The following is a 13,989-nucleotide window of genomic DNA, read 5'->3' on the forward strand; positions in this document are numbered from 1 at the left end:
TGCAAAACAGATGCGAGTGAGGCTGGTACCCCTCCTTCATAAAAAAACGCACCGATCACAAGGGATGCGGTGCGCATGGGGAAAAGCAATGATCTCGCTTGCTGGCGCTGTCCCGCCAGCTGGAGGACCCGGGTGCTGGCCCGGGCTGCTGGGGGTCAGAGTGCGGGAATGCGCAGCTTCTGGCCGGGGTAGATGCGGTCGGGGCTCGACAGCATGGGCTTGTTGGCTTCGAAGATGACCATGTACTTGTTGGCGTCGCCGTAGTACTTGCGGGCGATGGCGGAGAGGGTGTCGCCGCTCACCACGTCGTGGTACTGGGCATCGGCTGCGGCGGTGTCGGCCACGGTGAGGTTGTTGTCGACCGACTGGACGCTGGCGACGTTGCCAGCGGCCAGGGTGGCTTTTTCGGAGGCTTCCTTGCTGGGAGCGCTGCCGGTGAGGGTGACTTTGCCGCTGGCACCGTCGAAGACCACGGCCAGATCGCTCAGGCCGAGGTTCTGGGTGTCGATGTACTGCTTGATGGCGTCGGCGGCCTGGGCGTTGAGGGTGGACAGGTCGGGGCTGTTGCTGGCCGCTGCCTGCTCGACTTCCTTGTGACCGAAGAGCTTTTCACCGGCTTCCTTGATGAAGCTGAGTAGTCCCATGCGTGATCTCCTTGATAAAAGCGGAAAAGTGACTGGACCCTTAAAGAGTAAGGGCTTTCCTGGGGGCATGCATGGCAGCAGGGGGCAATTTGGGTAAGCAAATGTCAAATTTTGCGCACTGGCATCGCATAATCGCGCCTATGAGTTTCCTTGCCATCGACGTCGGCAACACCCGCCTGAAATGGGCCCTGTACGCGCAGGCCCGGCCGGATGCGCCGCTGATTACCCACGGAGCGGAGTTCCTGGAGAACATCGACCGCCTGGCCGAAGGTCCGTGGAAGGATCTGCCCGTGCCGGACCGGATGCTGGGCTGTGTGGTGGCGGGCGATGCGCTCAAGCGCCGGGTGGTGGAGCAGATGGAGATCTGGCCCGATCTGGTGCCGCGCTGGGTGGTGCCCCGCCCCGAGGAGGCGGGGGTGCACAACGGCTACGACATTCCCACCCGCCTGGGCGCGGACCGCTGGGTGGCGATGATCGGTGCCCGGCACCGCATGCTGCAGGGCTGCACGGACGGCGCCGGGCCGCGCCCTCTGGTGGTGGTGATGGTGGGCACGGCGGTGACGGTGGAAGCCGTGGATGCCGAGGGGCAGTTTCTGGGCGGGCTGATTCTGCCGGGGCACGGCATCATGCTGCGTGCGCTGGAGTCGGGCACGGCAGGGCTGCATGTGCCGACCGGGCATGTGACGGAATTTCCCACGAACACGAGCGATGCGCTGACGAGCGGCGGGACCTTTGCGATTGCCGGCGCGGTGCAGCGCATGGTGCGTCATGTGGCGGAGCGCTGCGGACAGCCGCCCCTGTGCGTGATGACGGGGGGCGCGGGCTGGAAGATGGCGCCCTACATGGAGACGCCTTTCGAGCTGGTCGAGGGGCTGATTTTCGAGGGGCTGCTGGCCATGGCAGCCGCCAATGATCCGCTTGCCAGCCAGCAGCGCGTGACGGCACTCTGACGACGGCTGCGGCGGCGGCTGCATCTGGGTTTGCACGCGGCAGGCCTTGCATGGACTGCCCCGCGCAGGGGTGTAGTGTGCCGGGTGTGGTGTGGGGGCGCTGACTGCAGGGCGCCCCCGGGGCACCGCACCGGGGCGGGTGCCGCCCTCCTCCTTGGCTTGGCCTTGTGTCGCTTTATTTTCTGTCCTGTGCGGTCCGGGCGGTTCCGGCTCAGGCGTGCGGAGCGGACGGCGTGGTGCCTCCGCCGGACTGCGACTGCGGCCGAGAGGGCACTGCGGGCGCCGATACGGCACCGGGAGCTGCCGGGGGAACGACAACGCCCGGTGCGGACGTGCCGGCGGGCGGCTGGGGCGGCCAGTCGCGCAGGTGCACGTCCATCTGCGGGAAGCTGATCTCGATGCCGGCAGCGGCAAAGCGCTCGACGATGGTCTGGTAGAGGTCGTTGGTGACGCGGATGCGGTCGGCCAGTTCGGGCACGTAGGCACGCAGCTCGAAGTTGATGGTGCTGTCGGCCAGGGCGATGAGGGCGGTGACGGGGGCGGGGTCGTCCATGACGCGCGGATGCGAGCCGGCGATTTCGAGCAGGAGGCGGTGCACGCGGCCGAGGTCGGAGTCGTAGGCGACGCCCACGGGCAGCACGATGCGGGTGACCGTGTCGCTCAGGGACCAGTTGATGATCTGGCCGGTGATGAAGGTCTTGTTGGGGATGATGACTTCCTTGTTGTCGTAGTCGCGCACGGTGGTGGCACGGGTGCGGATGCGCGTGACGGTGCCGTTGAGGTCGCCGATGGTGACGGTGTCGTTGACGCGGAAGGGGCGCTCGACCAGCAGGATGAGGCCGGAGACGAAGTTGGCAAAGATTTCCTGCATGCCGAAGCCGAGCCCGACCGTGAAGGCCGCCGCGAGCCACTGCAGCTGCGACCAGCGCAGGCCGAGCTGACTGAAGCCGAGCAGGCTGCCCGAGATGACGATGGCATAGCGCAGCAGCGTGGTGACGGTGTAGCGGGTGGAGGATGAGATGCGGTCGTAGGGGGTGAGCAGGATTTCGAGCAGGCCGGGCAGATTGCGCGCCATGCTGGTGGTGAGCACGATCACGGCCAGGCTCACGCCGAGGTCCATGAGGCTGATGGCCTGGCTGATGGTCTGGCCGTCACTGTCGGTAGTGGTGCTGTGCCACACGACGATGCTGTCGAAGCGCAGCAGCGCCGGCAGCACGCCAGACCAGGCCCACAGCAGGCCGCCGAACAGCAGCACGAACAGGGCCATGCGCACGAGCCGCCGGGTCTGGGCGCTGACGGTGACGAGGGTGAGGCCCGAATCGACGTCGGGCGATTCCCCCGATTCGAGGTCGGCCACGGCAGGCTGTTCGCCCCCGTCGCCCTGCTGCGCCTTTTGCGCGGCCAGGCGGCGTTCGCCCAGGAGCAGCCAGCGCTGCAGCAGGCCGGCCGCCACGGCCACCACCAGCCCCACCGACAGGCTGGTGATGAGCGCGTGCAGCACGATGGCGCCCGAATACACATAGCCCAGGGCCACGATGATGGCGCAGAACGCCAGCGCGGCAGGCAGGAGGATGCCGACCCAGCGCACCAGCAGGTGCCGCCGGTGGGCATGCCCGGGAGACATCGGCGCCCACTCGCGTGCCTCGCGCAGGGTGCGTGCGGCCAGCACGGCCAGCCCGCCGGCGAGCAGCATGAGGGCCAGCCGGGTCTGGCTGTCGATGTCGGCGTCGACATTACGGTCGAGGGGAACGAGCGCCAGCAGGGCCAGCGGCACGATGAGGGTGGTGCCCACGGGCCAGAAGCGCCGCGCGGCGCGCACGCGGTCCGGCGCCCAGTAGAGGTGGGCCTGCGCCAGCCCCAGCGGCAGGATGAGCGAGTGCAGGAAGCAGATGATGAAGATGGTGCCATCGGTGCGCAGCAGGGCCTGGCCCCAGGCCTCGCCCCCGGTCACGCGCTGCAGCAGATAGCCCAGTCCCCCCGCCAGGGCAGGCCAGGGAGCGGCATGCAGCAGGGTCCAGCCCAGAGCTTCCAGGGTGTAGCGGAAGCGGTCCTGGAGCGGGTCGTGCATGCGCGTGGCAATCTGCTGCAGTGCGGCCGGGGCGCGCCGCGCGGCCACGAACAGGGCTCCCACGGCCAGCACCACGAGCAGGTACAGAAAGGGCGCCTGCACGAGGTCGGCCAGCACGCGCGCGGGCATCTGCAGCACGGCGCCGGGGTGCAGCGACTGCGCCAGATGCGTCGGCAGCTGCAGCAGCCAGGACAGGCTCACCGGGCGGTGGCTGGGGATCCAGAGCAGCTCGCGCTCCATGAGGTCGCGCAGCTCGGTGCCCCGGCTCGTGATGGTGTAGAGCGCCGCATCGGTCTGCTCCAGCATGGTGATGCGGCGGCGCAGCAGGGGATCGAGCTGGTCCATGAGCTCGACCTGAGTAGCCTGCCAGCGTGCCATTTCATCGGCCGAGGCGTTGTTTGCCGTGGGGACGGAGGCGGCCCCCGACGCGGCCTCGGATGCAGCTGCGGCGATGCCGGTGATGCCACTCTGGGGCTGCCCATGCACCAGGGCATAGCGGCGCTCGGAGAGGTTGTAGAGCCGCAGGCGCAGGTCGCCCAGCTCGGACTCGACCGTGCGGCGCTGCTGGTAGAGCGCATACACCGAGGGCAGTGCAAGCCGCTGCTGCCACAGCCAGTGGCCGATGGTGGCGTTGCTGCCCCCGAGTCGCAGGCGGGCCTGGGTGTCGCGCAGGGTGGTGGCGACCAGATCGCTGGTGCGCTCGGCTTCGGCCAGCGCAGCGCGGTCGGCGGAGAGGCTCTGGGTATTGGTCAGCAGCTCGTTGGCGAGATGGGCGTTTTCGCGCGCGATGGCGGCGATGCGGCTGTCGGGGGATGGCTGCTGCGCGGCCAGGGCAGTCATCTGGGCGGCGAGCTTCTGCAGGCGGGCCTGACTCACGGCTGCGATGCGGCGGCTGAGCCAGTCGAGGCGCGGGGCGCGCAGGGTTTCCTGCTGCCGCAGGCCGTGCAGGGTCGATTCGAGGGCGCGCTGACGCAGATCGCTGGTGTTCTGCTCCAGTTCGGCCACGGCCAGCGCCAGACTGGCCTTGCGCTGCTCGGCGCTGTGCTTGAGCTGCCGGGCCTCGGTGAGAGCGGCCGGCTCGCCCTGTACCTCGGGCAGCGGGGTGGTGGCGGTGTCGGCGGCACGGCGCAGGGTGTCGAGCCGGTCGAAGGTCTGGCCCGGGCTAGAGATGAGGCCGGTGAGCTCGTCGGAGGTGCTGTCGATGCGCGAGCGCAGATCGGCCTGCGCGCTGCGCTCCTGGGCGAGCAGGCGTTCGAGCGTGTCGCTGTCGGCATCGGCCGGAATGCGCCGCACCCAGGCCTGCAGCTGGGCGTCGATGTCTGCCTGTGTGAGCGGCCGCACGGTGGCAGCGGCAGGAGCGCTCTGTTGCTGGTGCAGGGTCTGGAGACGGGCGGCCAGGGTATCGCTTTCCTTTTCGAGGGCGGAGGCGTCGTCGAGCAGCGCCTTGGCGGTCTTGAGCTGGGCGGCTCCGAGCCCCGCATTGGGAAGGGCCTTGCGGGCTGCCTCGATGCGCGGCGCCACCGGAGCCGGTACGGCTGCCGCACTGCCCGTGCCGGAGCCGGCTGTGCCATCGAGCACTGCAGTGGGAGCGGCAGGCAGTGCAGCAGAGGACGCCGTTGCCGCACTGCCGGTCACCACGCCGAGCAGCCCTGCCACTCCGGTGTCCGCCGTCTGGGCTGCAGCCGATGCAGGCTGCACGCCACCCGCCACGGTCAGGGCCACCGCAGCAGCCACCCCGCACAGCCAGCGCACAAGCGGCCTGCCGAACGAAGGCGCAGCAGAAGCGGCAGAAGCCGCAGAGGCGGAAACAACGGAAGCAGAAACGGAGGCGGCGGATTCCGGGATCATCGGCAGACGGGATTCATGCAAGGGAAAACGGAGCCCGTCACGCGGGACGTCGATGGGCGCCTGGAAGGACGCGGAGAGCGCGCAGGCATTCCCGCGTCAGGTGGCCTCGGTGACGGCCTCTCCGTCGGACGCGGAAGGCACCGGGGCCGGCCGGGCCAGCCAGCGCTCGGCCAGCCGGACCCAGAAGGTCGCTCCCTGGGGCAGCAGGCGGTCGTTGAAGTCGTAGCTGCCGCTGTGCAGCATGCATGGCCCTGCCCCGTGCCCCAGACTGCGGTGCTGCCCGTCGCCGTTGCCGAGGAAGAAGTAGCACCCCGGCTTCTGCAGCAGCATGAAGGAAAAGTCCTCTGCCGCCATGCTCGGCTCCTGCCGGTGGCTGTGGCGCGGACCGAGCAGCTCGGTGGCCAGCTCATGCACGAAGCGGGCCTCCTCGCGGCTGTTGAGGGTGGGGGGGTAGTTGCGCTCGAACTCGAAGGTGGCCGTCATGCCGAAGGCCTCGGCCAGATGCTCGGTGAGCAGCCGCATGCGCTCCTCGACCAGATCGAGCACATCCAGCGCAAAGGTGCGCACGGTGCCCTGCAGCGTGCAGCGATCGGGAATGACGTTGGTGGCATCGCCCGCCTCGATCATGGTGACCGAAATCACGGCGGCATCGAGCGGCCGGGTGTTGCGCGACACGATGGTCTGGAAGGCCTGCACCAGCTGACAGGCCACGGGCACCGGGTCGTTGGCATCCTGGGGCATGGCGGCGTGGCCGCCCTTGCCGTGCAGGGTGATGCGGAATTCGTTGCTCGACGCCATCACGGCCCCGGGCGAGGCGGCAATGTCGCCCGCAGGCAGGCCGGGCCAGTTGTGCAGGCCAAAGATGGCCTCCATGGGAAACCGGGTGAACAGGCCGTCGTCCATCATGGCCTCGGCACCGCCGCCTGCCTCCTCGGCAGGCTGGAACACGAAGTGGATGGTGCCGTCAAAAACGCCGTGCGCAGCCAGATGCTGCGCGGCCCCGAGCAGCATGGCGGTATGCCCGTCGTGCCCGCAGCCGTGCATGCGGCCGGGATGCCGGCTCGCATGGGCGAAGGTGTTGGTCTCCTCCATGGGCAGGGCATCCATGTCGGCGCGCAGGCCCACGGAGCGCGCGGCATGGCCACGCCGCAGCACGCCCACCACGCCCGTGCCACCGACCCCCCGGTGCACCTCCAGCCCCCACTCCTCCAGCCGGCGCGCGACGATGTCGGCGGTGCGGAATTCCTCGAAGCACAGCTCGGGGTGCGCATGCAGATCACGCCGCAGGGCGACGAGCGCATCGGCCTGCGCGGCAATCTCGGCCGGAATGGCCAGGCGGGGCAAGGGCGGGGCAGTCATGGTCACAGTGTAGCCGCATGCGCTGCGCAGACCCGCAACCGGCGGCCTCAGGTGGCCGGACGGTCGCTCAGGTTCCGCAGGTTGGCCTTGAGTTGCGGGCCCATGGGCATGTTGATGCGCACGTTGCGCGGCGGGATCGGCTGCATGAACCAGCGCGTGTAGAGCCGTGTGAACTCACCGGACTTCATCATGTGGCCGATGGTGCCGTCGACCAGCGTCTTGAACCGGGGATCGTCCTTGCGGAGCATGCACGCATAGGGCTCGACCTGCAGCGGGGTGCCCACCACGGCATAGTCGTGCGGAGTGCGCGAATTGGCGATCAGGCCGAACAGCAGCACGTCGTCCATCGCAAAGGCATCGGCACGCCCGGTCTCGACCATCAGGAAGGCATCGGCATGGTCCTTGGCCATGACCATCTTGGCGTCCAGATGGTGGTCGACCAGGTACTTGCGCATGACCTGCACGTTGGTCGTGCCCGTCGTGACGGCGACCACCTTGCCCTTGAGATCGGCATAGCCGTGGATGCCCGAACGCGCCTTCACGGCGAGGCGGGTGCCGGTGTAGAAGTGGTTGATGGCGAAATCCACCTCCTTGGCACGGGCCGAATTGTTGGTGGTGGAGCCGCACTCCAGATCGATGGTGCCGTTGGTCAGCAGCGGGATGCGGTTCTGGGAGGTGACGGCCTGCATCTCGACCTTGATGTCGGGGCGCTTGAGCTGCTTGCGCACCGCCGCCACGATGGCATTGCTCATGTCCATGGTCAGCCCCACCGGCCGCGTGCCGTCAAGGTAGCTGAAGGGCACGGACGACTCGCGGTAGGCCACCGTGATCTTGCCGGTCGAGGCAATCTTGGCCAGGGTGTCCCCCGCCTGGGCCGGCAGCACGACGGCGGCAGCCAGCACGGAGAGGGTCAGGGGGCGCAGTGCGCGGCGGGCAGGGAACGGAAAACGCTTCATGGGCGAGGCTCCTGGATCGGTCGGTAAGGGAAGGATGCCGGCAGACTCCGCCGTTTCCGGGATAAGGCGAAAGGCGGAGGCCATGCAAACCCAAGCAAAAAACACGCCAGCCCCGCCGGCAGGTGCACCCCTGCCACGCTTCCTCGCCGGAAGCCAGCCTCCTGCGCTGGCAGCACGGCACCCTCAGCCAGCTCCCCTGCATGTGCGGGCATGACGCATTCCGGTGCATGGCGCCCCAAATCCGCGCCAGCCCTGCACGATTCCGTGGTCGCGCCCCGGCCACACCTGCAGGCCGATCCGGCTCCGCCCCCGCGCCGCTGCACGCAGCAGGAAGGACGCGCAGTATCATGAATCCGGCTTTTCTTCGTGGCATCTCTGCCGTGACCGGAGGGCAGAGGTCGTGCACCGGCACGCCATGCGCTGCCCGGCCGACGCGATGCCGTGTCCGCACCTGTATGAAAGCATGCGCCCATGAGCCTCCCTGCCCTGCCCTGCCATCTCAATGGCCGCTACACCACGACCGACCAGGCCACCGTCAGCGTCTTCGACCGGGGATTCATCTTCGGGGACGGCATCTACGAGGTAGTGCCGTTCTACGGCGGCAAGCCCTTCCGGCTGGAGCAGCATCTGGCCCGGCTGGAGCGCTCGCTCAGCGCCGTACTCATGCGCAACCCCCATACCCCGGCCGAATGGCGCACCATGGTCTGCCAGCTCGTGGAGCAGCTCGGTGCCCAGCTGGGGCTGACCCCGGAGCAGTTCGACCAGACGGTGTACCTGCAGGTCACGCGGGGCGTGGCCGTGCGCGACCATGTGATCGACCCCACGCTCGCCCCCACGGTATTCGCCTACGCCAACCGCTGGACTCCGCCGTCGGACGAGATGGTGCAGCATGGCGTGCGCTGCGTCACGGCCGACGACTTCCGCTGGGAGATGGCGCATGTCAAGAGCATCAGCCTGATGGGGGCCATTCTGGCCCGTGACCTGAGCCACCGCGTGGGGGCCACCGAGACGGTCATGTTCCGCCACGACATGCTCAGCGAAGCTGCCGCCAGCAACGTCTGGATCGTCAAGCAGGGCACCGTCATCGGCGTGCCGCGCAGCCACCTCTCGCTGGAAGGCATCCGCTACGGCGTGCTTGACACCCTGTGCGCCGCGCTGGGCATCGGCTTCGAGCTCCGCCCTGTGTCCCGCGAGGAAGTGCTGACGGCCGACGAGGTGCTGCTCACCTCGGCCTCCAAGGAAGTGCTTGCCGTCGTGCAGCTCGACGACCAGCCCGTGGGCGCCGGTGTTCCGGGCCCCGTGGCCCTGCGGCTGCAGGCCGCCTACCGTGCCTGGGCCCGCAGCGGAGCCGACACCCCGGCCTGATGCCGCGCACAGGTCAGGCCCGCACGGGCCTGCCGTGTCTCCGCCTCAGCCCTGCACCCAGGGCAGGCCATGGTGGCGCCAGCCGCCCTGCGTGCCCCGATGCCCCTCGGCATCCAGGGCTCCTTCGAAGCCTTCGAGCACATTGAAGCATGGCGACAGCCCCAGCTCGGTGGCGCGGGTGGCGGCTGCCACCGAGCGCACGCCACTGCGGCACAGAAACAGCAGCCGGCATCCCGGATGGGCCCGGGCCACGGCTGCAATGCCGGCATCGAATCCGGCATTGAGCTCCATGCCGGGATAGATCTTCCAGCCCAGGGGGACGGCACCGGGCACCTGCCCCACCCAGTCGCGCTCGGCATCGGTGCGCACGTCGACCAGCACGGCCGAGCCCGCCTGCACCCAGGCCCAAGCCTGTTCGGGGGACACGTCACCGGCATACCCGGGCTGTGCGTCCGGCGTGAAGGAGGAAGGGAAAGAGGGGGAGGCAGCAGGGGCAGTCATCTGGCAACTCGTGGGATCGGAATGATCCGAGTATCACCCCTTTTGCCAGCCCCCGCTCTGCCCAGGGTCAGCGATGGCCGCCCAGCAGGCCCCCCAGCATGCCCACGAGGCTGGAGGCATCGAGCTGCCCGCTGGCAGCGGCGCCTTCCGTCACCTGCCCCTGGGGAGTGAGATGGTTGACCAGATCGGGCAGCACCTGGGCCAGCATGCCCGAGGCCTGCGATGCATCGAGTCCCAGCTTGCCGGCAAGAGAGCTCACCACGCCCGAACCCAGTGCGGACTGAATCTGCTCTGCGCTCACGGGCAGGTTCTGGCCGTTGCCGATCCAGGAGCTGACCTGTTCACCCAGACCGGCCTTGCCCATGAGCTCCTGCAGGCCATTGAGCCCGCCGACCTGGTTGAGCAGCCCACTGAGCAGGCCCGCACTCTGCTCCTGGCTGCCGCCCCCGAGCAGGCCACCCAGACTGCCGAGCAGCCCTCCCTGGCCGTTGTTCTGACTGTTGAGGGCGGCGCCCAGTACCGAATCCAGCAGTCCCATGGGATGCTCCTTGTGCAAAGAAAAGTGAAGAAGAGAACTGTCTTCCGGTGGCGAGCCTTGATGTCTCGGCCGTGGGCCGGACACGCGCCGCCAGAATGAACAGCGATGAAAATGTACCCTATCCCCCGCGGCAGGCATCAATTCATCATATTCGAATGTCTTTGATTCAGGTCAAAAGTCACATCCCGCAGCCAGTGCCTAATCGACATGTTTCTATAAGTAACCTACAAGGAGTTGGCGATGGATGTCCTGATGCGTGAACTGTTTAGTACGGATATTGGGCTGCTGTCCCTCTTTACCATCGCTTTCATCATCGTGATGGCTGTGTTCATCTACAAGTTCGTGCGCCGGCACATTGCCGAGGACCGCGCCGCAGCCGAACAGCAAAAACCTCAGCTGCGCACCTGAGCCTGAGCCACCATCACGCCGGCGGGGGGCTGGCTGGCGCATGCGGAGATTCCAGTGCGTCGCTTATACTTGATGCAAGGGCTCTGTTGGCCCTTTTAGACTCCCCACCGTGACAAGGGAAAACCATGTTTCCAGAATACCGCGACCTGATCACCAAGCTCAAGACCGAAGACGCCCGTTTCGAGCGCCTGTTCGACAAGCACAACGAACTCGACCAGAAGATCAAGAACATCGAAGCCGATCCTGCTGGTCAGACCGGTGCCGACATCGAAAACCTCAAGAAGGAAAAGCTGCAGCTCAAGGACGAGCTGTACGAAATCCTGCGCAAGGCTGCCGGCAAGGCATGAACCAGACGGGCCGCGGGCCGGGCACTCCCCGGACGCCGCCCTTCTGCACCGAGAACCCACCCCATGCGGTGGGTTTTTTGTTGCCCGTCCCAGACCGAGTGGAAAAAGAAGATGGGGCTCTGCCAGAGGCAGCGCAACGCCCCGTACCGGCCCGCTGGCCTTTCACCGATCCCGGCAGCGCCCTTAGCCCCGCAGCATCAGATAGGCCAGGGCCGCCAGAGGGGCGGTCTCGGAGCGGAGCACCCGGTTTCCGAGCGTGACGGGCAGCCAGCCCTGCTGCAGGGCGGCAGCTTCCTCTTCGGGGGCCAGGCCTCCTTCGGGACCGGAGAGCAGCCACACCGCGCGGTTCGCCTCCAGGGCCGCCGTGCGCACATGCAGGGGCTGTGCGCCGGCAGCGAGCGACAGCACGAGGCGCAGGGGGAGCAGCGCTGCTGCATCTCCGCCGCCCGAACCTGCCGCCGGGGCCAGTGCGTCCTGCAGATCGCGCACGCCCCAGACCGGCGGCACCGACAGCCGCCCCGATTGCTCGCTGGCAGCCACCGCCACGCCCTGCCAGTGGGCCTGCCGCCGCGTGGCGCGCTCGCCCTTGAGACGCAGCACGCCGCGCGCGGTCATGAGCGGCTGGATGCCGGACACCCCGAGCTCGGTGGCCTTCTCGACCAGCCAGTCCATGCGGTCGTTGGCAGGCATGCCTGCGGCCAGATGCACTTCGGGGACAGGGGTAGAGGAAGGCAGCGCGGCATGGCAGGCCCCGATCTGAACGAGGACCTCGCTGCGCCCCATGCGGGTGATGGTGGCCTCAAAGGCGCCCTGTGCACAGGCTGGTGCATCCGCACCGGGCACGGGGAGCCCGTCGGCGTCGAGGGTCAGCCCGCCATGAAAGAGCACGATGGCATCTCCCGGCTGCAGGCGCAGCACCTGAACGTGGCGGGCGGTGCCGGGGGGCAGGCTGATTTTCTCGCCGCTCACGAGCGGCACGGGGCAATGGAAGCGGGCAGGCATGGCGGGTCTGTCGAAAAGGGAGGAATCAGGAAATGTGCCGCATCGGCGCGCTACACGCCGCCGGCCACGTCGAGCAGATGGCCCGTGACATAGCTGGCCGCCGAGCTGGCCAGCCAGACAATGGCCTCGGCCACTTCGCGGGGGCTGCCGATGCGCCCCAGGGGCACGACCTGCAGACGGCGGGCCATGGCTTCGGGGCTGTCGTGATGGATGCCGGTGTCGGTGATGCCGGGACGCACGGCATTGACCCGCACGCCTTCGGCGGCCACCTCGCGCGCGAGGCCGACGGTGAAGCTGTCGATGGCGCCCTTGCTGGCGGCGTAGTCCACATACCGGCCCGGCGAGCCGCCACGCGAGGACGAGCTGCCCACGTGCACGATGGCACCGCCCCGGCCGCCATGGCGCGTGCTCATGTGGCGCACGGCCTCGCGGGCGCACAGCATGGTGCCCAGCGTGTTGACGGCAAACAGGGTCTGCCAGCGGGTCAGGTCCTGCGCATCGAGCCGCGCAGCAGCGGGCGCCAGTCCGGCACTCGTCACCAGGGCATCGAGCCTGCCGGCACGGGTCAGGGTGTCGGCAAAGAGCCGCTGGACCTCCTCCTCGCGGGACACGTCGGCCTGCAGCGCCCAGGCAGTGCCGCCGCCGTCAGCGATGTCTCGCACCACGGCCGCAGCTGCCGCTGCATCCCGGTGGTACGCCACCACCGGTCGCCAGCCCCGGGCAGCCGCAAGCCGGGCCACGGCGGCCCCTATTCCCCGGCTCGCGCCGGTGATGAGCATGACGGGAGTGTCGGGGGAGGCCACAGTGCCCATGGCGCTCACACGCGACCGAAGGCGTAGCCGGTCACGTCGCCAGTGCCCTCGATCTCGTCGACCAGGCGCAGCAGCGGTGCGAGCTCGCGATAGCGCCGCGCCGTGTGGCGGATGTAGTCGATGAAACGGGGCGCATCGGCCAGATAGCGCGGCTTGCCGTCGCGCAGCGTGAGACGGGCAAAGATGCCTGCGACCTTGAGGTGACGCTGCAGCCCCATCCATTCGACGGCGCGGTAGAAGGCGCCAAAGTCGCCATGCCAGCCCTCGTGGTCGAGCAGCCCGGCCTTGCGGGCACGCTGCCAGTAGCGCACGGTGATGTCGAGCACCATGTCCTCCTCCCAGCTGATGAAGGCGTCGCGCATGAGGCTGGCGATGTCGTAGGTCACGGGCCCGTACACGGCATCCTGAAAGTCGAGCACCCCCAGCGGAGCCCCCGGTTCGGCTCCGAGCATGAGGTTGCGGGGCATGAAGTCGCGGTGCACATAGACCTGCGGGGCAGCCAGATTGGCTTTCACCAGGGTGGCGAAGGTGCGCTGCAGCACTTCGCGCTGGGCCTCGGTGAGCTGCACCTTGCGGTGCTCGGCCAGATACCAGTCGGGAAAGAGCTGGAGCTCGCGCAGAAGCATGGCTTCGTCATAGAGCGGCAGCTCGGCAGGGCGCGAGGCCAGCTGCCAGGGCAGCAGCACATCGAGCGCCTGCACGTACAGCGGCTGGGCCGCCTCGGGACGCTCGGGGTCGAGCGCCGTCATCATGGTGCGGTCTCCCAGGTCGGTGAGCAGCATGAAGCCGTGGGGCTCGTCCCACTCCAGCACGCGGGGCGCGTGGAGCCCCGCCTCCTCCATGAGGCGCGCCACATGGACGAAGGGGTGGCAGTTCTCCCGATCGGGGGGCGCGTCCATGATGATGCGGCTGGGCAGCCCGCCTGCGCTGTCGATGCGCAGATAGCGGCGGAAGCTGGCATCGGCACTGGCCAGGACCACGGTATCGGGCAGCAGCTGGTGGGACGGAGCCACCTGCCCGAGCCAGCGGGCAAAGTCCTGGGCACGGGCGGAATCGGCCCAGGTGACGGAGGGAATCGCAGACATGGGGAAACATCCTGAACAGGCCGGCCACCCGGCACGCCCGCATTGTAGGCGTTTGCCCCGGGCCGCCGGCACCCCGTGCAGGCCCGCAGGACGGCTACATTTTGGC

The 13,989-nt window shown here is 68.4% G+C and carries 13 protein-coding genes; 4 read left to right on the plus strand and 9 right to left on the minus strand.

Annotation, left to right across the window (positions count from 1 at the left end):
* Positions 1 to 155: 155 nt before the first annotated feature.
* On the minus strand, positions 156 to 644 hold the full coding sequence (lysM, locus tag ACE3P9_RS03290; protein ID WP_374491824.1) for a peptidoglycan-binding protein LysM: 489 nt from the start codon (positions 642 to 644) through the stop codon (positions 156 to 158).
* Positions 645 to 784: 140 nt separating this feature from the next.
* On the opposite strand from lysM, the gene ACE3P9_RS03295 reads away from it, so the two are divergent.
* Positions 785 to 1,594, plus strand: coding sequence for a type III pantothenate kinase (locus tag ACE3P9_RS03295; RefSeq protein WP_374491825.1), 810 nt, complete (start codon positions 785 to 787; stop codon positions 1,592 to 1,594).
* A gap of 211 nt (positions 1,595 to 1,805) precedes the next feature.
* On the opposite strand, the gene ACE3P9_RS03300 is transcribed toward ACE3P9_RS03295, so the two are convergent.
* The 3 genes from ACE3P9_RS03300 to ACE3P9_RS03310 all read right to left on the minus strand — a co-directional run bounded on the left by ACE3P9_RS03300 (position 1,806) and on the right by ACE3P9_RS03310 (position 7,825).
* Positions 1,806 to 5,510 (minus strand): mechanosensitive ion channel domain-containing protein, encoded by a 3,705-nt coding sequence (locus ACE3P9_RS03300; protein WP_374491826.1) that lies wholly within the window; start codon positions 5,508 to 5,510, stop codon positions 1,806 to 1,808.
* Positions 5,511 to 5,606: 96 nt separating this feature from the next.
* Positions 5,607 to 6,869, minus strand: coding sequence for a M20 aminoacylase family protein (locus ACE3P9_RS03305; protein ID WP_374491827.1), 1,263 nt, complete (start codon positions 6,867 to 6,869; stop codon positions 5,607 to 5,609).
* A gap of 47 nt (positions 6,870 to 6,916) precedes the next feature.
* Positions 6,917 to 7,825 carry a transporter substrate-binding domain-containing protein gene (locus ACE3P9_RS03310; RefSeq protein ID WP_374491828.1) on the minus strand — a complete coding sequence of 303 codons (909 nt, stop codon included), beginning with the start codon at positions 7,823 to 7,825 and terminating at the stop codon, positions 6,917 to 6,919.
* Positions 7,826 to 8,296: 471 nt separating this feature from the next.
* On the opposite strand from ACE3P9_RS03310, the gene ACE3P9_RS03315 reads away from it, so the two are divergent.
* Positions 8,297 to 9,190, plus strand: coding sequence for an aminotransferase class IV (locus ACE3P9_RS03315; protein ID WP_374491829.1), 894 nt, complete (start codon positions 8,297 to 8,299; stop codon positions 9,188 to 9,190).
* 45 nt (positions 9,191 to 9,235) lie between these two features.
* On the opposite strand, the gene ACE3P9_RS03320 is transcribed toward ACE3P9_RS03315, so the two are convergent.
* Positions 9,236 to 9,691: a rhodanese-like domain-containing protein gene (locus tag ACE3P9_RS03320; protein WP_374491830.1), complete on the minus strand. Its 456-nt coding sequence runs from the start codon at positions 9,689 to 9,691 to the stop codon at positions 9,236 to 9,238.
* A gap of 67 nt (positions 9,692 to 9,758) precedes the next feature.
* Positions 9,759 to 10,229 (minus strand): YidB family protein, encoded by a 471-nt coding sequence (locus tag ACE3P9_RS03325; protein ID WP_374491832.1) that lies wholly within the window; start codon positions 10,227 to 10,229, stop codon positions 9,759 to 9,761.
* 240 nt (positions 10,230 to 10,469) lie between these two features.
* On the opposite strand from ACE3P9_RS03325, the gene ACE3P9_RS03330 reads away from it, so the two are divergent.
* Complete coding sequence (locus tag ACE3P9_RS03330; RefSeq protein WP_374491833.1) at positions 10,470 to 10,637, plus strand: DUF3149 domain-containing protein; 168 nt, start codon at positions 10,470 to 10,472, stop codon at positions 10,635 to 10,637.
* Between the two features lie 125 nt (positions 10,638 to 10,762).
* Positions 10,763 to 10,984: a YdcH family protein gene (locus tag ACE3P9_RS03335; RefSeq protein WP_374491834.1), complete on the plus strand. Its 222-nt coding sequence runs from the start codon at positions 10,763 to 10,765 to the stop codon at positions 10,982 to 10,984.
* 183 nt (positions 10,985 to 11,167) lie between these two features.
* On the opposite strand, the gene ACE3P9_RS03340 is transcribed toward ACE3P9_RS03335, so the two are convergent.
* From ACE3P9_RS03340 to ACE3P9_RS03350, 3 genes are read right to left on the minus strand one after another with little or no spacing between them, the layout of a single operon-like run.
* Entirely contained in the window at positions 11,168 to 11,986 is an 819-nt protein-coding gene (locus tag ACE3P9_RS03340; RefSeq protein ID WP_374491835.1) for a 16S rRNA (uracil(1498)-N(3))-methyltransferase, read from the minus strand.
* A gap of 50 nt (positions 11,987 to 12,036) precedes the next feature.
* Complete coding sequence (locus tag ACE3P9_RS03345; protein ID WP_374491836.1) at positions 12,037 to 12,765, minus strand: SDR family oxidoreductase; 729 nt, start codon at positions 12,763 to 12,765, stop codon at positions 12,037 to 12,039.
* A 38-nt stretch (positions 12,766 to 12,803) separates the two neighbouring features.
* Entirely contained in the window at positions 12,804 to 13,883 is a 1,080-nt protein-coding gene (locus tag ACE3P9_RS03350) for an aminoglycoside phosphotransferase family protein (RefSeq protein ID WP_374491837.1), read from the minus strand.
* Between the last annotated feature and the right edge of the window lie 106 nt (positions 13,884 to 13,989).

The sequence above is a fragment of the Allobrachymonas sp. genome, from assembly GCF_041912815.1.
Taxonomy (GTDB): domain Bacteria; phylum Pseudomonadota; class Gammaproteobacteria; order Burkholderiales; family Burkholderiaceae_C; genus Brachymonas.

Coding starts and splice junctions, on each gene's coding strand:
- lysM (WP_374491824.1), bottom strand. CDS start 644: ATGGGACTACTCAGCTTCATCAAGGAAGCCGGTGAAAAGCTCTTCGGT.
- ACE3P9_RS03295 (WP_374491825.1), top strand. CDS start 785: ATGAGTTTCCTTGCCATCGACGTCGGCAACACCCGCCTGAAATGGGCC.
- ACE3P9_RS03300 (WP_374491826.1), bottom strand. CDS start 5,510: ATGATCCCGGAATCCGCCGCCTCCGTTTCTGCTTCCGTTGTTTCCGCC.
- ACE3P9_RS03305 (WP_374491827.1), bottom strand. CDS start 6,869: ATGACTGCCCCGCCCTTGCCCCGCCTGGCCATTCCGGCCGAGATTGCC.
- ACE3P9_RS03310 (WP_374491828.1), bottom strand. CDS start 7,825: ATGAAGCGTTTTCCGTTCCCTGCCCGCCGCGCACTGCGCCCCCTGACC.
- ACE3P9_RS03315 (WP_374491829.1), top strand. CDS start 8,297: ATGAGCCTCCCTGCCCTGCCCTGCCATCTCAATGGCCGCTACACCACG.
- ACE3P9_RS03320 (WP_374491830.1), bottom strand. CDS start 9,691: ATGACTGCCCCTGCTGCCTCCCCCTCTTTCCCTTCCTCCTTCACGCCG.
- ACE3P9_RS03325 (WP_374491832.1), bottom strand. CDS start 10,229: ATGGGACTGCTGGATTCGGTACTGGGCGCCGCCCTCAACAGTCAGAAC.
- ACE3P9_RS03330 (WP_374491833.1), top strand. CDS start 10,470: ATGGATGTCCTGATGCGTGAACTGTTTAGTACGGATATTGGGCTGCTG.
- ACE3P9_RS03335 (WP_374491834.1), top strand. CDS start 10,763: ATGTTTCCAGAATACCGCGACCTGATCACCAAGCTCAAGACCGAAGAC.
- ACE3P9_RS03340 (WP_374491835.1), bottom strand. CDS start 11,986: ATGCCTGCCCGCTTCCATTGCCCCGTGCCGCTCGTGAGCGGCGAGAAA.
- ACE3P9_RS03345 (WP_374491836.1), bottom strand. CDS start 12,765: ATGCTCATCACCGGCGCGAGCCGGGGAATAGGGGCCGCCGTGGCCCGG.
- ACE3P9_RS03350 (WP_374491837.1), bottom strand. CDS start 13,883: ATGTCTGCGATTCCCTCCGTCACCTGGGCCGATTCCGCCCGTGCCCAG.